Annotated in this window: 16 protein-coding genes; 8 read left to right on the top strand and 8 right to left on the bottom strand. The window is 69.3% G+C overall.

Annotated features, from left to right (window positions below; translation table 11 throughout):
- Window positions 1-58: 58 nt before the first annotated feature.
- The gene (locus ACYVE7_RS12625; protein ID WP_460364828.1) at window positions 59-973 is read right to left on the bottom strand and encodes a phosphate/phosphite/phosphonate ABC transporter substrate-binding protein; all 915 of its coding nucleotides are present in this window, start codon (window positions 971-973) and stop codon (window positions 59-61) included.
- Between the two features lie 35 nt (window positions 974-1008).
- Window positions 1009-2145, bottom strand: a complete 1137-nt coding sequence (locus ACYVE7_RS12620) for a TIGR03364 family FAD-dependent oxidoreductase (protein ID WP_460364827.1) — start codon at window positions 2143-2145, stop codon at window positions 1009-1011.
- Window positions 2146-2289: 144 nt separating this feature from the next.
- On the opposite strand from ACYVE7_RS12620, the gene ACYVE7_RS12615 reads away from it, so the two are divergent.
- Both ACYVE7_RS12615 and ACYVE7_RS12610 read left to right on the top strand, forming a co-directional pair.
- Entirely contained in the window at window positions 2290-3051 is a 762-nt protein-coding gene (locus ACYVE7_RS12615) for a GntR family transcriptional regulator (protein ID WP_460364826.1), read from the top strand.
- Window positions 3048-3725, top strand: a complete 678-nt coding sequence (locus tag ACYVE7_RS12610; protein WP_460364825.1) for a phosphonatase-like hydrolase — start codon at window positions 3048-3050, stop codon at window positions 3723-3725. The genes ACYVE7_RS12615 and ACYVE7_RS12610 overlap by 4 nt, the downstream gene beginning before the upstream one ends.
- Window positions 3726-3749: 24 nt before the next feature.
- On the opposite strand, the gene ACYVE7_RS12605 is transcribed toward ACYVE7_RS12610, so the two are convergent.
- On the bottom strand, window positions 3750-4709 hold the full coding sequence (locus ACYVE7_RS12605) for a GlxA family transcriptional regulator (protein ID WP_460364824.1): 960 nt from the start codon (window positions 4707-4709) through the stop codon (window positions 3750-3752).
- A gap of 121 nt (window positions 4710-4830) precedes the next feature.
- On the opposite strand from ACYVE7_RS12605, the gene ACYVE7_RS12600 reads away from it, so the two are divergent.
- The 3 genes from ACYVE7_RS12600 (at window position 4831) to ACYVE7_RS12590 (ending at window position 10043) form a co-directional block, all read left to right on the top strand.
- On the top strand, window positions 4831-5226 hold the full coding sequence (locus ACYVE7_RS12600; RefSeq protein ID WP_460364823.1) for a nuclear transport factor 2 family protein: 396 nt from the start codon (window positions 4831-4833) through the stop codon (window positions 5224-5226).
- A gap of 215 nt (window positions 5227-5441) precedes the next feature.
- Window positions 5442-8921, top strand: a complete 3480-nt coding sequence (locus ACYVE7_RS12595; RefSeq protein WP_460364822.1) for a BTAD domain-containing putative transcriptional regulator — start codon at window positions 5442-5444, stop codon at window positions 8919-8921.
- Between the two features lie 201 nt (window positions 8922-9122).
- Window positions 9123-10043: a hypothetical protein gene (locus tag ACYVE7_RS12590; RefSeq protein WP_460364821.1), complete on the top strand. Its 921-nt coding sequence runs from the start codon at window positions 9123-9125 to the stop codon at window positions 10041-10043.
- 71 nt (window positions 10044-10114) lie between these two features.
- Here ACYVE7_RS12590 and ACYVE7_RS12585 read toward each other — a convergent pair whose 3' ends face one another.
- Complete coding sequence (locus ACYVE7_RS12585; RefSeq protein ID WP_460364820.1) at window positions 10115-10999, bottom strand: GNAT family N-acetyltransferase; 885 nt, start codon at window positions 10997-10999, stop codon at window positions 10115-10117.
- Window positions 11000-11192: 193 nt separating this feature from the next.
- Complete coding sequence (locus tag ACYVE7_RS12580) at window positions 11193-14705, bottom strand: BTAD domain-containing putative transcriptional regulator (protein ID WP_460364819.1); 3513 nt, start codon at window positions 14703-14705, stop codon at window positions 11193-11195.
- Window positions 14706-14834: 129 nt separating this feature from the next.
- On the opposite strand from ACYVE7_RS12580, the gene ACYVE7_RS12575 reads away from it, so the two are divergent.
- The gene (locus ACYVE7_RS12575) at window positions 14835-15242 is read left to right on the top strand and encodes a hypothetical protein (protein WP_460364818.1); all 408 of its coding nucleotides are present in this window, start codon (window positions 14835-14837) and stop codon (window positions 15240-15242) included.
- Between the two features lie 141 nt (window positions 15243-15383).
- Here the strand turns inward: ACYVE7_RS12575 and ACYVE7_RS12570 are convergent, their stop codons facing one another.
- Window positions 15384-15785: a hypothetical protein gene (locus ACYVE7_RS12570; RefSeq protein WP_460364817.1), complete on the bottom strand. Its 402-nt coding sequence runs from the start codon at window positions 15783-15785 to the stop codon at window positions 15384-15386.
- Between the two features lie 227 nt (window positions 15786-16012).
- On the opposite strand from ACYVE7_RS12570, the gene ACYVE7_RS12565 reads away from it, so the two are divergent.
- Window positions 16013-16261 (top strand): DUF4242 domain-containing protein, encoded by a 249-nt coding sequence (locus tag ACYVE7_RS12565; RefSeq protein ID WP_460364816.1) that lies wholly within the window; start codon window positions 16013-16015, stop codon window positions 16259-16261.
- 79 nt (window positions 16262-16340) lie between these two features.
- A complete protein-coding gene (locus ACYVE7_RS12560) occupies window positions 16341-17171 on the top strand; it encodes an AfsR/SARP family transcriptional regulator (protein ID WP_460364815.1) in 831 nt (276 codons plus the stop codon).
- 415 nt (window positions 17172-17586) lie between these two features.
- Here ACYVE7_RS12560 and ACYVE7_RS12555 read toward each other — a convergent pair whose 3' ends face one another.
- Window positions 17587-18237 (bottom strand): response regulator, encoded by a 651-nt coding sequence (locus ACYVE7_RS12555; RefSeq protein WP_460364814.1) that lies wholly within the window; start codon window positions 18235-18237, stop codon window positions 17587-17589.
- A partial coding sequence (locus ACYVE7_RS12550; protein WP_460364813.1) for a sensor histidine kinase occupies window positions 18234-19259 on the bottom strand: 1026 nt, incomplete at its 5' end. The genes ACYVE7_RS12555 and ACYVE7_RS12550, both read right to left, overlap by 4 nt.

The raw sequence follows: 19259 nt of genomic DNA, 5'->3' as shown, positions 1-19259 counted from the left end.
GGACCCCGCCGGCGCACCGGGCGCCCGCGGGGTCCTCTTCTCTCCGGCGAACGCCACGTCAGGCGTCCTTCTCCGTGAGGCCGAGGGTGTCGGCCAGGTCGAACAGCGGCTGGTAGGTCTGCTGGGAGACCGCGACCAGCGGGCCGGGCTCGACGTCGAGGAACGCGCCGACCTGGGCGACCTCCTGCGGGCCGAGGGACAGCAGCGCGTCGGTGAGCGCCTTCTTGAACGCCGGGTCCAGGCCCTTGGCGACGGTGATCGGGTCGTTGGGGATCGGGTCGGACGCCCAGACCTGGCGGTACTTCGAGGCGTCGAACTTGCCTTGCTGGGCGGCGGTCGCCTGCTGCTGGGTGTTGATCTCGGCGGCGTCGACCTTGCCGTTGGTGAGGGCCAGCAGCGCCTGCGGGTGGCCTCCGGCGTAGCTGAGGGACACGTCGGTGTCCTTCATTCCGGCCTTGCGGATCGCGAAGCGCGGCAGGGCGTCACCGGAGGTCGAACCGGCCTCGGACAGCGCCAGCTTCTTGCCCTTGAGGTCGGCGATCGTCTGGATCGGGCTGTCCTTCGGCACCCAGATGCCCGCCTTGTAGCTGGACAGTGACTTGTCGGGGTTGGCGAAGCTCGCGACGGCCTCCGCTCCCGCGCGGCGGTTGGCGAAGACGTAGCCGAGCGGGCCGAACTGGCCGAGCTCCAGCTTGCCGTTCTGCATCGCGAGGATCTCGGCGGAGTAGCCCTGCACGACCTGGATCTCGACCGGGCACTTCAGCTTGGCTTCCAGTGCCTTGCCGAGCGCCTGGTAGGCGGGGGTGAGCTTCGCGGGGTCCTCGTACGGCTCGATCCCGAAGCGGATCTTGCCGTTCGGGCAGGTCGCGGACGCGGCGGACGTGCCGTCCTTGGGCCCGGCGTCGTCCCCGCAGGCGGCGAGGCCGAACAGGGACAGGGGAAGGAGAACGGAGGTGGCCAGAGTGCGGCGCATCAGGGGACCTTTCGGGTTCTGCTGGACGGGGGGTTTCAGAGGAGGGAGTCGAGGACCGCGGCGGCCAGGCCGTGCGCGGTGGTCATACCGATGCCGGAGGTGACCGAGACGACGCGCACGCCGTCGGCCGCGTCCCGGTCGAGGAACGGCTCCGGCGCGGAGGCGTAGACGCCGTGCCAGCGTTTGCGGACCCGCAGCCCGGCCACGCCGAGCAGCCGCGCACCCTCCTGGAGCAGCAGCTCGGACAGTGCCTCGTCGCCGAACGGCTCGTGGGTGGCGGCGTAGTGATGGGTGTCGCCGAGGACGAGGTCGCCGTCCGGACGCTGGGTGAACATGAGGTTGACGGCCGCGGCCACCAGCTCGGGCGTGTCCCGGCGGACCCGTTCGGCGACGGTGGCGGCGGCGGGCAGCGAAGCGAAGCCGCCGTAGCGCAGGAGCGACGTGCCGGTCAGGACGCCGGGACGCACCCGCAGACCGTCCGGGGCGGCGACCTGGAGCATCCGCAGCCGGCAGCGGGTCAGGCCCGCGTCCTCGGCGAGCTCGGGGAGGAGCCGGTCGACGTCGTGGCCGACCGCGACGACGACCCGGGAGGCGCGGACGTCCCCCCGTGTGGTGCGTACCAGGCCCGGCTCGACGCCGAGCACGTTCGTACCCCAGGAGATCGGGACGCCGCGCCCGGCCAGCCAGCGGGCCAGCGCGGGAATCGCCTCCCGGGGATCGACCCGCAGGTCGAGGGGCAGGTGCGCGCCGCCGATGACGCTGCCATCGTGGACGGAAAGATGGGCGGTGACGCCCGCACGGTCGAGCAGAACGGCCTGGGAGCGGCCTCGGACCTCCGCGAACTGCTCCAGGACCGCCATCTCGTCACGGTGGCGGGCCACGACGACCGTGCCGCACTCCAGGGCGGTGAAGCCGGCCTCGGCGGCCAGCCAGGTCCAGCGTTCCCGCGCGGCCAGCGCGTAGGTGAGGGACGTTCCGTCCTGGGCGGTCGTGCAGATGTGCCCGAAGTTCCGGACGGAGGCGCCCGCGGCGAAGGCGTCGCGTTCGACGACCGCGACCGACAGGCCGCGCAGGTGCGCTTCGACGGCGTGGGCCAGGCCCACGATGCCCGCACCGACCACCAGAAGGTCGACCGGGGAGCTGGGCGGGGCGTTCACTCGCAAACGGGTCACGGCGAGAAGGCTGTCCGGCGGAGGACCGGCCAGTCAATCGGGCGACCGCTCTTGTACAGACAAGTTCATGGCCCATTTACCTGGTCATATCTGGAGCATTCCCAGCGTTGACAGCGCTCCTCCTTTCACTTGTATGGTCATCTCATGTCCTCCGAACCCCTGTACGCGAAGCTCGCCGGAGCGCTGCGTGGACGGATCACCGACGGCTCCCTGCCGGTCGGCGGGCCGCTGCCCTCCGAGGCGCGGCTCGCCGAGGAGTTCGGCGCGTCACGGGGAACCGTCCGGCAGGCACTGTCGGCGCTGCGCAACGAAGGGCTCATCGAGGGCGGGCAGGGGCGGCAGCCGGTCGTCCGGCGACCGCCGATGGGGCAGCCGTTCGAGACCTTCCTGTCGTTCACCGCGTGGGCCGAGCTGGCCGGGCACCGTCCCGGCCAGCGCACCATCGAGATCGCCCGGCGCGGAGCGAACCCGGACGCCGCCGCGGCGCTCGGCCTCCAGCCCGGCGATCCGGTGATCGACGTGCTGCGGCTGCGGCTCATCGACGGGCAGCCCGTGATGCTGGAACGCAGCTCGTGGGTGCTGGAGCTCGGGCTGCTGCTGCTGGAGTTCGACACCGACACGGGCTCCATCTACGCGGGCCTGCTCGCGCGGGGCGCCGATCTCGCCGCCGCCACCCACACGATCGACGCGATCGCCGCGCCCGCCGACGACGCGCGCCTGCTGGAGCTCGCCGAGGGCAGTCCGCTCCTGCGGGAACGCCGCACCGCGACCACCGGCGAGGGCGTGCCCGTCGAGTACGCCGACGACCGCTACCGGCCCGACCGCGCCACCTTCACCATCGCCAACACCCGGACCCGGCGGCTCGCCGTCGTCCGCGACATGTCCGACCCGAAGGAATCCCGATGACCGCCGCCTTCGATCTCGCCGCCCTCGACATGGCGGGGACCACCGTCCAGGAGGGCGGCGCCGTCTACCGCGCCGTGGGGCAGGCCGTCGCGGCGCACCTCGGCCGTCCCGTGCCCGACGACGTCCTCCACCGGTGGACCGGGACCAGCAAGGACGAGGCGATCGCCGGGCTGCTCACCGAACTGGACGGGGCCGCCGGCGCGGAGACCGTCCAGCACGTGTACGGCGACTTCGTCCTACGGCTCACCGCGGCTTACGCCGAGAACCCGCCGACCGCGATCCCCGGCACCCTGGAGGCTTTCGCCGCGCTGCGATCGGCCGGGGTCAAGGTCGTGCTCCAGACCGGCTACTCGCGCGACATCGCCGCATCGATCCTCGGGGCGCTCGGCTGGACGGTCGGCGGCACAGTGGACGGCCTGGTGACCGACGACGACGTGCCGTTGAGCCGTCCCGCCCCCTACCTCATCCACCGCGCCATGGAACTGGCCCGTGTCACCGACGTCGCGCGGGTGCTCGTCGCGGGCGACACCCCCAACGACCTGGGCGCGGCCCGCAACGCCCGTGCGGGCTTCGCCGTGGCCGTGCTGACCGGCGCCTCACCCCTGGAAACCCTGGGCCGCCACCCCCACACCCACCTGCTCCCTTCGGTGGCCTCACTCCCCGGCCTGCTTTGAGGGCTCGCCCGGCCGCGGGGCGTCCTAGGCGTTGGTGAAGGTGCGGCGGTAGGTGCTGGGGGTGACTCCCAGGCTGTTACGGAGGTGCTGGCGCAGGGAGGTGGGGGTGCCCAGGCCGGTGCGGTCGGCGATGAGGTCGATGGGCAGGTCGGTGGTCTCCAGGAGACTGCGGGCCAGTTCCACGCGCTGGCCGGTGAGCCACTGGCCGGGGCTGAGGCCGGTCTCGGCGCGGAAGCGGCGGGTGAAGGTGCGTTTGCTCATGGCCGCGTGGGCGGCGAGCTCGTCCAGGGACAGTGGCCGGGACAGGTTGTCCAGGGCCCAGGCTCTGGTCGCGGCGGTGTTGCCGGACTGCGGTTCGGGGACGGGACGTTCGATGAACTGGGCCTGACCGCCGTCCCGGGAGGGCGGGACGACGCAGGTGCGGGCCACCCCGTTGGCGACCGCGCTGCCGTGGTCGCGGCGGACGATGTGCAGGCACAGGTCGATACCGGCCGCGACACCCGCCGAGGTCAGCACGTCGCCGTCGTCGATGAAGAGCACGTCGGGGTCGACCGTGGTGCGGGGGAACAGCCGGGCCAACTGCGACGCCAGCCGCCAGTGCGTGGTCGACGGCCGCCCGTCCAGGAGGCCGGCCGCGCCGAGAACGAACGCGCCGGTGCAGATCGCGACCAGTCTCGTACCCGGCCTGAGCTGGGAGAACGCGGCCTTTAGCGGGTCGGGAAGCATTCCGTCCGGGGAGATGTCGTGGAGCGCGTGTGAGGGCGGAATGACCAGGGTGTCGGCTGTGGCGATGACCGTGGCCGAATGCTCGACGGTGATGGCGTAGTCGGCGTCGGTTCGCACCGGCAGCCCGTCCAGGCTGCAGGTGAGCACCTCGTACAGCCGGCTCTGGTCGCCGTCGCGCGCGGCGCCGAAGATCCGTGCGGGGATGCCCAGCTCGAACGGGACGACTCCGGGAAGGGCGAGCACGACGACTCTGTGCATGGCCCGATTGTTTCACTGTTTGGCCTGCGGGCCACTCCTGGGGTGTGCGCGGCTCGGGCAGTGTTGAGGCCACAGGGGCGAGCCACCCGGTCCCGCCCGCACCGCTTGAGGAGCGCCAGAGATGAGTACCACCCGCGAGACCGTCGAGACCTTCTTCGCGCGCTTCGGCGCAGGCGCTCCCGACCTGCTGGACCTGTTCGCCGACACCGTCGACTTCGACGTCCCCGGCGCCCCGACCGTCCCCTGGACGGGCCCCCGCACCACCAAAGCCGAGGTCGCCGGATTCTTCCCCCTGTTCGGCGAGTACCTGACCCCGGCCGAGGAGTTCACCCTCACCGGCGTCCTCGTCGACGGCGACGACGCCGTCGCCACCGGCCGCTGCGTCTTCGGAGTGATCTCCACCGGCAAGACCTTCACCAACGCCTTCGCCCTCCACTTCACCATCGACAACGGCAAGATCATCCGCTACCACATGCACGAGGACAGCCACGCCATCGCCACGGCCTTCGCCCCCTGAGCCGAGGGCACGGCCATGGCCCCTCCACGAACCGTCACCTCGTGGAGGGGCCATCGTCGTCCGGGCCCAGAGGCCCGTACGGCCGCCTGCCTTGGAGACCTACCGGGCACACGGGAGCCCCGGCTTGCGGAGCTCGGGTTTCGATACGACGATGCTGGGGTCGCTTCACAAAGCGCCCCTAGCGATGTCCCGTTGAGAAGTTTGCTGAGGTCTTCATGTCGGTGGTGGTGCGCTTGCTGGGTCCGGTCGAGGTCCTGGTGGGTGAGACGATCCGGCCGACTCCGGGGACGCGGCGCAAAGCCGTGCTGGCGCGCCTGGCTCTGCGACCGGGCGAAGTGGTCGGCGTCGACAGGCTGATCGACGCGGTATGGGGGGACGACCCCCCTGCGACGGCGCAGAACACCCTGCAGTCACACGTGTCCTACCTGCGCCGCGTCCTGGAGGCGCCGGAGGTGATCGTCGCCCGCCCACCCGGGTACGCGCTGTCGGGAACGGTGTCGACCGACCTGGCCGCCGCCGAGAAGCTGATCGAGGACGCCCAGGCACAGGGAGATCCCGGTGAACGGCTGATCCGCCTCGACAGCGCCTTGAAACTGTGGCGGGGACGTCCTTTGGCGGACGTCGCGGATCTGTCCTGGTTCGGGCCCGAAGCAGACCGGTTGGAGCGGATCCGGCGCGATGCGCATCAAGCAGCCGTGAAATGCAAGATGGACCTGGGTATGCACGCGCAGCTCGTCCCGGAACTCGAAAGCCTGACGGCTCGCCATCCCTTCGATGAGGACCTGCAGGCGCAACTGGTCATCGCGTTGTACCGCAACGGACGGCAGGCCGACGCACTGGCGCTCCTCCAGCGGGTGCGCGGGCTCCTGCGCGACGAGCTCGGCATCGACCTCAGCCCGCAACTCCGCGACCTCGAAAGCGCGGTGCTCCGGCAGGATCCCGGGCTCGATCTCGGACGGACGGCACCCGGGCCGGCTTCCGCACCGCGCCCACGGCCGACCGGCGGCAGGCCCGCTCTGGTCGAGAGAGCCGAGGAGATCGAGCTGATCGACCAGGCGCTGGAAAGGACGGTGAGCGCCAGGTCGGGAAGTGTTCTCCTCCTCGAAGGCTCGGCGGGCATCGGAAAGACCAGCCTGCTGAGCCATGCCGTCGCCAGGGCCACCTCCCGTGGATTCACCATCCTCACCGCTCGGGGCACCGAGCTGGAGACCGATCATGCCTGGGGCTGCGCTGACCAGCTTCTTCTCCGTCACGGCGGAGTGCCCGCCGCGTCGGGCGGCGGGGGCGAATATCCGATCATCAACGCGATGTTCTGGACGATCAGCGATCTGGCCTCCCAAGGCCCTCTCCTGATCCTGCTCGACGACCTGCACTGGGCGGACGCCGCCTCCGTGCGGTTCCTGGCCTTTCTGGCCGCACGACTCGACGCCCTTCCCGTCGTCCTGGCCATAGCCACCCGACCGGCGTACGAAAGGCTGAACACTTACGTCTCGGTCATGGCCGGGCTCCCCTTCGCCACCACCCGGGTCGTCCAGCCGCTCACCCTGGAGGGCTCGGCCGGGCTGCTGGCCTCGGTCGCCGCCGAGCAGCCGGACCAGCGGCTGGTACGGCAGTGCCACGATCTCTGCCGGGGAAATCCCTTCCTGATGAAGGAGCTGGTCCGGCATCTGGAGAGCGGAGACGCCCTCACCGCGGACGTGCCGGCCAAAGGCTCCCCGAGTCTCGTGCACTTCGTCACCGATCAACTGCGCCCTTTGCCCGCGCTTTCGGTGAAAGTCGTCCGCGCCCTCGCCGTCGTCGGGGAAGGTGCGGCCAGTGACCGGCTCGCCGAAATCGTCGAGGCCGACCCTGCGGAAGTCCTCGAGGCGCTCGCTCCGCCTCTGGCGTGTCAGCTCGTCGTCGCCTCTGATGTGCCGATCAGGTTCTCCTTCGCCCACCCGCTGATTCGCCGGACCGTGTACGACACCCTTCCCGTCGGGCTGCGCACGGCTTTCCATCTCAAGATCGTCGATACGGCGCTGCGGGCAGGCGACCAGACCCTGGCCGCCTCCCACCTGCTCCACGTGCCTCCCGGCGCCGGCGGGCACGACCCCGTTCCCCTTCTCCGTGCCGCTGCCGAGACGAGCCTGGCGCGCGGCTCCGTCGACAGCGCCGTTTCGTTTCTCCGCCGCATGTTGGAAGAGGACCTCGGAGACCAGCGGCCCCGAGTCGTCACAGAACTCGGCATGGCCGAGGTCCTGGTCGACACTCCGCGGGCCATCGAACGTCTCGCCGACGCGCTCAGCCTTGAGCAGGACGCCGAGTCCCGAGCGCAGATCGCTGAAGTCCTCGCCAGCGCGATGTTCCTCAACGGCCGTGTCCGGGAGGCCGTCCAGGTCTGCAAGGCCGCCCTCGAACGCGAAGCCGGGGCTTCCCACGGATCCCGTCAGGCGCTCCAGGCATTGATCATCCAGTGCGCGTACGGCTCCCGCTCCGCATCTGATCTCAAAGAGCTCGTCGGCGCCTACGCCGGTCAGCAGCCCGAGACCTCCATCGGAGGGTTGACGCTCCAAGGAGCTCTCGCGATCCACGCGTTGTCCCAGAACCAGCGCCCGCTCACCGAGACCTACGGTCTGGAGGTGATCCGAACGGAGAATCTGCGCCGTTTGATCGCCGCACCGCTCGGCGACCAAGCGGTGAGCTGCGCCTGGTACGCCCTCATCCCTTGCGACTCACCGCGAACACTGCCCGCTCTCGAGACCGCGATCGATCACTACAAGGCGAGCGGCACCATGCGCGGCCTCGCCCCGGCGTACTTCTACCGAGGCGCGGTCATGCACGCGCACGGCTACCTGAACGACGCCCTCACCGATCTCATGTGGTCGTGGGAGTCCGCGGTTCTCGGCGGCATGAACATGGGAAAGCCCTATCTCCTCGATCCGCTGCTGCAGACCCTTGTGGCCATGGGCGAGACCGAGAAAGCGCGATCGACACTGGCCGCTTTCAAGGCCGAGGAACCGTCCGGAGTGAATACCGGCCTCTACCTGAACGGCGAGGTCGCGGTACATCTCGCGGCCGGTGACGTGCAGCGGGCCTTCGAGACGCTGCTGGCAGGCCGGGACGACTGCCAGAGCCGCCCCCTGAACAATCCCATCGTGTCGAACTGGCGTGCGCCGATGGTTCACTGCCTCAGCAAACTGGGCCGGCACGAAGACGCCCGCGTCGTCGCGCATGAGCTCTTGGATCTGGCAGAGGAATGGGCGACCCCTCGCGCCGTCGGACGGGCGCTGAGAGTCGCCGCTTCCGTGGAGCCGGCGGACCGCGGACTGGAGATGTCGGCCGCGTCCGTCCGTATGCTCGAGGACAGCCCGAACCATCTCGAACTCGCCGAGTCCCGGGCGGCCCACGGAAAGGCGCTCGCCCGTGCCGGACGCCGCGACGACGCCCTGTTCCAGCTGCACCGAGCACTCGAACTCGCCGCCCTGTGCGGTGCGCTGCCCCTGAGGAACAGCATCACGGCCGCTCTCCACAAGCTGGGCGATCACCCTTTCCCTCGCCCGGTGGTCACGGCTTTGACCCCGGCTGAACGCAAGGTGGCCGAGCTCACGGGAGCAGGCCTGACAGCGCGGGACGTCGCGGCCGCCCTCGCCATGACGGTCAACGCGGTCCAGCGGACCGTCCAGTCGATCGAGGCGAAGGCGACCGCGTCGACCTGAGCCCGGCCCAGGTGAAGACGGCGAGACCGAGCGCCCGCAGATCATTGCGGCTCTCGAAGTCACGGGTTGCCGCTCGGTTGCCGCGAGGTTCGCGGTGGCGCACGACCCAGGTGACTCTCTCTAAACTGGGCGAACGTGGTGGCGAGGCCGTGCTCTCCTGCCGCCGTTCTTCAGCGTCGCCGACGAGAGGCGGTGTCCCCCATGGACGAGCTCTCCGCAGGGCCGGAGCCGGGAGATCATCGGCGTCTCATCGTGCTGTCGGACGCCGACCAGATCAACGCGACACTGAGCACTCTCACCCCTCGCACCTGCGATTTCGTGGTCTACGAGGTAGCCGACCCCGCCATCGCGTTGGCGCCCGTCCGCAGCCTGGCTCCCGCGCAGCGGCTGATCGCCGGGGCCGCCGCCGGGCGCCTCCTCGGCTCGGTCATCAGGGCGGGAGGCGGATACCATCCCGCCGAGTGGTCGATCATCGAATATCTTCGCGGCGGTTTCCCTCCTCCGGGAGCGATCCCGGAGGTGCCCGCGGATCTCATCGACGCGGTGTTCGACATCGCCCAGGGCTCCCCCGGCGATCCGGTCGCCTTCGGCCTGTTCCCCAGCACCCTCACCAAGCTCGCCCGGCTCGCGCTGTGCCGCCAGGGGGCCTACCCGGCTGAGCGAGTACGGCGTTCGGCGCGGGAAGCCTACGGACCTGACCGGCACCACACGAACCGCTCCTACCACGCGCACGACGCCTTGGCCGGTGCGCTCGTTCATCCCGGGATCGACACCCTGGCGTTCTCGGAGTGGTTCGCACGGCAGCCGCCCGTCCACCGTGGCCGGCGGTCGCGCCGTAAGAGCAGCAGGATTCTCGGCTGGGCCCGTGCCCACGGCTACCTGCCGATCGCCGTAGACTGCGCCTGCGGCTACGAGCGGTTCGCTTCGTCCGCGACCTCACCTCCCGAGACACGGCTCGCGGAGCACTGGGGGGCCATCACGGATCTCATGGAGCTCCTGGAACGCGATCCGCGGAGCCAGACCAGCGTCTACCGGTGCGGGGTGTGCGGGCGGCGCTGGGTGGAAGAATGCGCGGAGTCCGGCCACGCGAGGCTGTTCTACGGGCGTCCCTTGGAGAAGTAGGCCCGGCTGTCAGGTCGCGGAATCCCGCCGGGCGGCACCGTGCTCGCGGACTCCCGCACTTCCCGGCCTCGTCAGAGGGCGTGGCGGTAGACGACGATGCGCTGGTCGACGGCGAATCCGACGCGCTCGTAGACGCCCGACGCACCGTGCGCGCTGCCGGCGTCGGTCTCCAACGCGGCCTTCACGTAGCCGGATCTGCCGGCGGCGCCGAGAAGGTCGGCGAGGAGAGCGCTCGCCACACCTCGTCCGCGCCAAGCCCCACTGGTACCGACCTGACCGATGTAGAGGGCCTGCGGACCGTCCGCGTACGGCAGGACATAACCGACGACCTCGCCGCGGACGACCGCCAGCCGGGCCAGCTCGGGCAGGAACGTCTCGGACCGGAAGGTGAGCGCAGCCCAGTCCTCGTAGGATCGATCTTGGTGCCCCCAAAGCCCGTGGAACGCCGCCATGTGCACGGCGTGCACCTCAGGGGCTCGATCCTGGCCCAGCGGAACGATCTCCACTCCCTCGACCGGCGGCACGGCCGGGGGCGCTCCGGTGGCCGCCGACATCTCCAGGAAGAAGCGTTCGACCCGGAATCCGCTCCGCGTGTACAGGCGGACGGCGGAGGCGTTGTCGGCGCCCGCATCGACCTCCGCTTCCCAAGCCGCGTCCGGTGCGAGCTCCGCGTGGCGAGCCCCCGCCCGATCGAGCTGCCAAGCCAGCAGATCGCGCCCGATTCCCCGGCCTTGCGCATCCGGATGGACGCCGCCGGTCAGGCTCACCCGGAATCCGCCTTCAGGCGGAAGACGCACCAGGGCGACGGCGACCAGCCTTCCCTCGCCGTCCAGGACCACGCGCGTGTCCTCGCCGAGATCCCTGACCTCGGTCTTGATGACGTTCTCCACCGCGGCGACGGGCAGTTCGAGCTGCGCCCCACTGGCCTGAGCAATCAGATTGAGCAGACCGGTCACCGCCCCTGCGTCTTCCGGACGATAGGCACGTGAATTCACCTTGTCCATGCTCTTGAGCAACTCCGTTCACGATAGTTCGATGAGGCGGGTCAACCGAAAGACACCGGGCCGGTCGACACCGCTCGCGCAAATCTCTAACACGACCCTGTTGCCGCGCGGTGGTCACCGCTCGCCTTCCACCCGCCGGTTCGGCTCACGCCCTTTTCTTCCGGATGGTCGTCGCGATCTCCTGGACGGCGTTGAGCGTGAGGTGGAGGGCTCGTGCGATCTCCCGTTCGGTGGCTCCGCGTTCCGCAAGGGCGCTGATCTCGGTCTCGATGGGCGTGAGGTCCGTCACGACGGGAGGGACGAACCGATGGCCGGCGATGGTGTGGAGAGTGTGGGTGATGGAGTTCCTGAGGGGGATGGCGCCGCACAGGATCGCGAGTTCGAGCCCCCGGTAGAGGTGGGTGATGGCGTCGGCGGTATGACCGGCTCCGTTGAGCGCGTTCCCGTACGCGTGCAACGATCGCGCGAGTTCCAGTTTGGCGGGCGTCGGCTGGAGGACGCGGACGGACTCTTCCAGCAGATCGACGGCCTCGCGATCGTGCGGTTCAGTGGAGGCGACCGCCCTGAGGGCCTTGCCGACCGCTCGCGGGGTGTTCCATTCGGTGGCGACCTCCAGCATTTCGCGTGCGGTGGCCTGAGCTTCGTCATGGCGTCCGAGCAGGGTCAGGCAGCGCACCATCGGGCCGTGCCAGTCGGCGACGACGGGGTTGACGATCGGGCGGGTCCTGCAGTCGTCGCGGGCGGCGAGCGCCGTCTCATAGGCCCGTTGGACGTCACCGATCGCCAGGTGGACCGCGCTCGCACCGGCGACGTGCATCGTGGCAGTGAGCCCTGACCAGTCGGTCTGCTCGAAGGCCCGCAGCGCCGCTACGGCCTCGTCGGTCTTTCCCATCGACACCAGCGTCCTGAGCAGGACGTCGATGATGTAGGTCTGGCCCAGTGGCTGTCCGCTGAGCGTTACCGCCTCCCAGGATCGCCGGACGTCGCTGAGCGCGTCGGCCAGGTAGCCGTAGGAGTACATCACTCGGGACCGATAGAAGTAGACGGGTCCGATTCCCCGCAGCGAGCCGGCTCGCAGATAGTGGTCGAGTGCCGTCTCCAGGGAGGGCAGAGTGTGCGGGGAATCGCAGGCGGTGAGGGTGTACCACGCCATGCTCGCGCCTTGTTCGCCCAGCGGGTCCCGCAGCAGCTTGCGCAGGTTGTCCCCGCGAAGGACCTCCAGGGCTTGCTGTTCTGCACGTTCGCGTCGGTTCTGGTGCATATCGTGGTCGGCCAAGCAGCTCAGCAGGCTGAGACCTCCGATGGACGGGTCGATGGTCTGCGCTTTGTAGACGTCGATGAGCTCCATGAGGTCGGAGGCGTACCGTGCGGTGTAGGCCATGAGGACGATCAGCGCCTGCAGCGACTGCCGGGCGCCGGGCGAGGCCTCGGCCTCACGCTCGAGCGCGGCCTTGCAGATCTGCGCCGCGTCTCTCGGGCGGCAGTCCAGCCACAGGGCGGTGGCCAGGACGTGGGAGATCTGTGCGCGCTTCTCGCTGTCGGACTCGAGGCTGAGCGCCTCCGACAGGTGTTCGATGGCACGCTGGTTGTCGACCAGCACTTCCGCCATTCCGAGCTCGGCGACCGCCCGGGGCCGGTGGTCGCCGAGATCCTCATCGAGGATGCGGCGCAGAAAGGTGACGGCGGCCTCCACCGACCCGCGCGACAGGCCGATCTTGGCGGCGGCGCCCAGAACGGGCACAGGATCATGATCGCCGATGCCCGGTGGAACGTGGAGGAGGTGAGTGGCGGCCATGGTCAGGTCCTGGCTCTGGACGGCCACGTCGGCGGCGCGCAGATGAAGGTCGGTGCGCAGCCCGACGGGAAGGGCGTCGTACACGGCCCGGCGGATCAGCGGGTGGGCGAAGGAGAATCGCGCGGGGGTTCCTGAGGAGACCACCAGCCGGCTGGACAGCGGCGACGCCAAGGCGTCCAATACCTCGGCCGTGCCGAGCCCGGTGGTCTTCGCCAGCCGGTCGCTGCCCGTCCAGTCGCCGGAGACGGCCAGGTGGCGCACTACCTCGACGGAGCGTGCCGGCATAGGGCGTAGCTGGTCGGAGACGAACCGCGCGAAGCCCGGGGAGTCCCCGACCATCTCACTGAGATCGACTTTTCCGGTCTCCCCGTCGGCACCGGATCCAGACAGGCCACGGGCGACTTCTCTGAGCAGGAACGGATTGCCGCCGCAGAGCTCATGAACCTGTTCGATCAACTCCTGATCCGGCCCCGTTGTGATCACCTCTGCGATCAGGTCTGCCGATCCGCTCAGCGACAACGGCCGCAGGACCTGCGTCGTGGAGAAGGGGAACCCGCCGATGACGGACACGAGGTTGCCGAGCCGTTCGGGCACCGGCCGGGTTCCGATCACCAGCGCGACCGGCAGCCCGTCCAGGCGTGCCGCCAGATAGGCGAGGAACCGCACCGACGCGGAGTCCGCCCAATGCAGGTCGTCGACGACGATCAGGACCGGGCCGCGTGCCGCGAGATCACTGACCAGCCAGTAGAGCGCGTTGATGATGGGGTACTCGCCCGCCGGTCCCGAGTCGGTGGCGCCCGGCCGACGGTCCAGCACCTCCGCCACGTCGGCGTGCCGGCGGAACAACTGTTCGGCGCAGGCCCACGCGTAGTCGGTTTCCAGTTCGGTGCCTCGGGCCGTCAACACGGCGAATCCGTGGGCCGCCGCCTTCGCACCCGCGTGGTCCAGCACGCTGGTCTTGCCGAATCCGGCAGGCCCTTCGAAGACCAGCACGCCGCCGGTGCCGGCGCTCACCACGCGATCCAGCACCGTTTCGATCGCTTCGATCGCGGCCGCGCGTTCGACGAGCGAGGGCGTCGAGCTCACCGTCCGAACCGGTGCCCCCAAGGCGGCCGGAGTCGGCTTCACGAGATCCAGTCCCGGATCCTGCCGGAGAACCGCGCTCTCCAGTTCGCGCAGTTGAGCGCTCAGGTCGATGCCGAGTTCGTCACGCAGCCGGATCCGTGTCCGCCGCACGATCGCCAGAGCGTCGGCCTGCCGTCCGCTGCGGTACATCGCGATGACCAGCTGAGCTTGGAGGTCCTCGTCGAACGGGTAGCGGTCGGTCAGCGCCTCCAGCTCGGGAACGAGCTTCGTGTGGAGGCCGAGTTCGAGCTTGCACTCCACCGCTGTCCGCTGAGCGTCCCGCCGGACTCGTTCCAGACGTTCGGCTTCATGCGCGAACCACGGCAGCTCCGTCACGTCGGCCAGCGGACGCCCGCGCCACAACCGCAAGGCCTGATCGAGCAGGGACAACCGCCGCTCAGGTGAAATCTGCGCCTGTGCTTCCTCGATCAGGTCCTCGGCCAGGCGCAGATCCGTCGTGGCATGGGCCAGCCTGTACCCCGGGGCGCGGGCCGTGATCACATCATGCGCACCCAGGACTCGCCGCAGATAGGAGACGTGGCTTTGCAGCGTGTTCTGCGCGGTCGCCGGGTGGTCGCCTCCCCAGACGGCGTCGATCAGTCCGTCGACGCTGACGACCTCGCCCGGCCGCATGGCCAGCCGCGCGAGAACGGCCTTGCGTCTCAGTCCTGGAGTCGGATGGACGTTTCCGTCCACGGTCACATCCACCGGGCCCAGCAACCGCACGACGACGCTCATCGAATCCCCACCCCTTCCCCTTGACCGTTCGCGTGGCAACCGTCTGGCAACCGGGCCTGCGAACCCCGAACGAGTGGCACCACATCTCATCATTCGACCGATGAAAAACCAGCATGTAGGGAAGCACTCGTGAGCAAGACCTCTCTTCTGGCCAAGGGCGCGATGATCGCCTTGACGGCCGCCTCGATGACGGCCGTGGGCACCGGCTCGGCTCATGCGGCAACAGGCTGCAGGCTCTACGTCGAGCCCCACCAGAACCAGACCTACGTCCTCGTCGAGCAGTCCTGCCAGCCCGCCGAATCCGGCGACCTCCTCTACCGGACCACCTACTACGGTAAGGACGGCGGCTGGTTCGATGACGACGACCTGCTGTTCAGCAGGTTCTACCCCACCACCCCCCTGGACAGCTTCACCAAGTACTACGCCACCTTCAACGAGGACAGCGGCGCGGACGAGATCTTCACCAAGAACCTCTTCGTCCGGCCGAACGGCAGCACCTATTCGATCGATTCCAACACCGTGACCGGGTACTGGTAACCCGCTCTTGCGTGCAGCGGCGGAGGGAGCCGGTGATGGGCTCCCTCCGCCGTGCTCGACCCTTGCCTTCAAGGGTCGAGCACGGCTCATCGGGCTCCGGCTGACGTGATCAGGTTGCCCCGTCCGTCACCGGCCTGGCGGTCAGAAGTTCTCCCAATAGCCGTGGACCTCATTGGACTTGACCGAGTAGGTGGAGCCGCTCGGCGTACGGAACCAGGCCCTGGCGTAGATCTCGTCGCCCTGCTCGCCGTCTTCGTCGAGCCAGTTGGTGTAGACGTAGAACTGGTCATTCCGCGCCGGATTCGAACGGACGAACAGCCGGTCGTCCTCAAAGGTGTCCGAGCCCCAATACACGGTCGAGGTCAGGACGTCAGACGAATTGCGCGGGGTGCAGGCGTTCACCACCCACGCGTACACCGGGGAATTGGGGTCGATGTACAGATTGCAGTGCTCGCCCGCGGCCTCGGCAGGCGCAGCCGCGAGCCCTACGGCGGCAGCCGCCGAGAGGATGGCCGCGCCTGCGACACGCTTAACCGAAATCATCAGGTCCTCCGTTTTTCGGGTTGTTCCGTTCAACCGTTGTGATGCGTTTTGTTTCCTTCCGGTTCGACGACCCTGTTGCCGCACGGTTGCCGCGCGGGATCGCCGTTCGCCCACGCGGGGACTTCGCATCAGTGAGATTTCAGTGGCGATTCAGCCGAGAGCCGTACGTTCGTCTGGTCAACCGAGAATGTCGGCTTCGGCCGCCACTCAGCTTCAAGGAGATTGCGTTGCCGTTGTACATGGATGTCCACAACATCGATGGAGTGACCGCCGACGCTGTCGCCGGCGCTCACGAGAAGGACCTGGAATTCCAGGGCCGGCATGGTGTGGAATACAAGCGTTACTGGGTCGATGAAAAGGCGGGCAAGGTCTTCTGCCTGGTCGAGGCTCCGGACGCGGAAGCCGCCAACACGGTGCACCGAGAGGCCCATGGCCTTGTGGCGGATGAGATCTTCGAGGTCACCGAGCACGAATAAGGCGTCGCCTGGGCGGATGGCCCTCACCGGGCCGTCCGCCCATCGCCGAAACGGCACACGCGAAAAGATCGGACCGATAATGAACTCCGCATTCGACCAGGCCGCGACGGACGCGGCAAGGGGAGTCCGAGCCGAGTTGTGGACCGTCGACCTTCTGGGTCCGCTCGAGGTCCGCTGCTCCGGCCGCCATATCGAATTGCCTCTTCGGCGAAGGAGCCTGCTCGCGCTGCTCGCTCTCAGGTCCGGAACCATGGTGACCGCCGATGGACTCTCCGAGGCCCTGTGGGGAGAAGGCGTGCCGCGGACGGCCCTCAGGACCCTCCACAGCCACATCGCAAAGTTGGGTTCCGCCCTGTCGGGGACGGGCTGCACCCGGTTGATCCGCAGGCGGGATCCCGGCTATCTTCTGCGGCCCGACGTCGTCCGAGTGGATCAGGACCGCTTCGAGGAGCTCAGCGGCAACGCGCGACGCCTCTCGGCGCAGGGCCGGTTCGCCGAGGCCGCGAAGACCTTCGGCGGTGCTCTCGGTCTGTGGCGAGGCGAGGCGATCTCTGACTGCCAGGTCTTCGGCTGGGCTCTGGCAGAGGTCGGCTACCTCCAGGAACTGCGGCTCCAAGCCTACGAGGGGTTCTTCGCAGCCAGGATGGCCGCCGGACTGAAGGACAACGACGTCGGCGAACTCGAGCGGCTGGTGGCCAGGTATCCGCTGCGGGAGCGTCTTTGGGAGCTGCTCATCTCCGCACTGCAGACGAGCGGCCGCACCGGAGACGCCCTCATCGCCTATCAGCGTGCGCGCCGAGGACTCCTGGACGAGCTCGGCCTCGACCCCGGAGCGGGCCTGCGGCAGGTGGAAGCCGGAGTGCTGCAGGGAATCGCCGACCCCAGAGTGCTGCTGCGCCTGACCCGATAGGCACTCATCGCCTGGTGACGCCATTTCGACCTGGACGCCTCCGGTCTGGACACCGCCTTCGACAAGCACTACGCGGCCTAGGTACGGATCTTCCAGCGGCTCGGGCTGCCCGCGATCCTCGTCGACGCCTCCAGCGGCAGCATGGGCGGTTCGGCCTCCACCGAGTTCATGTGCCCCGCCGAGGTCGGCGAAGACCATGGGCAGCTACGGCATCGGTGTCGAACGTTCCATGGCCTCGATCATCGAATGCCACCGTGCAAACGCGGCCTCGCCGAAGGAACCATCGAAAATCACCACCCGCGCCACCGGCGAAACCGTCAAGGTCCCCCTCGACCAGGCCGTCGACCACATGAACGAGCTCCTCAAAACCACGGTTCGAGGCGTTCGATCAGGAGGTGTGTCTCCAGGGCGTTGGTCAGGGGACGAGGTTGTGGCGGTGGGCGTAGACGGCGGCTTGGATGCGGTCGCGGAGTGAGAGTTTGGCGAGGATGCGGGAGACGTGGGTCTTGACCGTTTCTTCGCCGATGGCGAGGGCTTCGGCGATTTCGGGGTTGGTGCGGGCTTCGGCGATGAGGAGGAGGACCTGGTGTTCGCGGGCGGTGAGGCGGGCCAGTTCGCGGGGTGGGGGCGGCATTCGCAGGGCCGCGGTGATGCGGTCGGCGAGACGGCGGGTGGTGAGCGGGTCGAGGGTGGTGTCGCCTCGGGCGGCGGCGCGGACCGCGGTGAGCAGTTCTTCGGGAGGCGAACTTTTCAGGACGAAGCCGTTGGTTCCCGTGCTGAGGGCTTGGTGGACGTAGTCGTCGAGGTCGTAGGTGGTGAGCAGGAGGACGCGGGTGGTGTTGCCCGGGGCGGCGAGGATCGCGCGGGCCGCGGCCAGGCCGTCGAGCTTGGGCATCCGGATGTCGAGGACGGCGACGTCGGGTCGGAGCAGGGCCGTCTGGGTGACGGCGGCGCGGCCGTCGGCCACCTCGGCGACGCATTCGAGGTCGGGCTGGGTGTGGAGGGCCGCGCGCAGGCCGGAACGGAACATGGCGTGGTCGTCGGCGAGCAGGATCCGGATCGTCATTCCTCGTCCCAGGGGTAGGTGACGGCGAGACGCCAGTGGGCGCCGTCCTCGTCCGGTCCGCAGCGGACGGTGCCGCCCAGGAGTTCGACCCGCTGGCGGATGCCGATCAGGCCGCGGCCGGGCGTGTAGGGCTTGCGGAACGGGTTGGTGACGGTCAGTGCGATCCCTTCGGGCCGCTGATGGAGCGCGACCCGGGCGGTTCCGCCGTCGCCGTGCCGGAGGGCGTTGGTGAGGGCTTCCTGGAGGATCCGGTAGAGGGCGATGTCTCGGGATTCGGGCAGTTCGGGCAGCCCGTCGGGGGCGTCCAGGTCGATGTTCAGCCCGGCGGCCCGCACCCGTTCCAGCAGGGAGCTGACGTCGGCCATGCCGGGCTGATGCCGTCCGGGTGATGGGGCCTGGCCGTGCAGGACGTCCAGGAGCCGCCGCAGTTCGGCCTGCGCCGACCGGCTGGCGGTCTCCATCTCCGACACCGAGCGGCGGAGCGGCGCGTCGGCGGGTGAGCCGGCGAGCTCCATCCGGGCGACGCCGGCGTGGATGCCGATCGCGCTCACATGGTGGGAGATCACGTCGTGGAGGTCGCGGGCGATCGCGCGCCGCTCCTCGGCCACGGCGTGGTGGAGCGCGACTCGCTCGTCGTGTTCGCGCCGCTCGGCCAGGACGGCCATCTGTGACAGCCGGTCCTGGTAGGTGGCGTTGAGCCGGCCGCCCAGCCACGGAATCACGGTGATCATCAGGGTGAAGGCGGTGACCGGCACCGGATGGTCCAGCACCCAGTGCGCGTGCCTGACCCGCAGATGGCAGGCCATCGCCGCGGCCGTCACGGCGAACGCGCGCAGGGTCGCGGCCGGGCCGAGCCGTGCACCGGCCAGGAACGCGGCTGTGAGCAGGCCCGCGCTGATGGGCAGCGGGTAGTAGAGGCCGTGCGGCAGCAGGAGCGGAGTCGCGGCCAGCGTGACGGCCTGCAGGATCACGGCCGTCTCGACCGATCGCGGCGGGCCCGCCAGCGCCGCGTCCGCGATCAC

The organism is Actinocorallia lasiicapitis (genome assembly GCF_054778695.1).
This window is presented reverse-complemented; position numbering and strand designations above follow the sequence as displayed.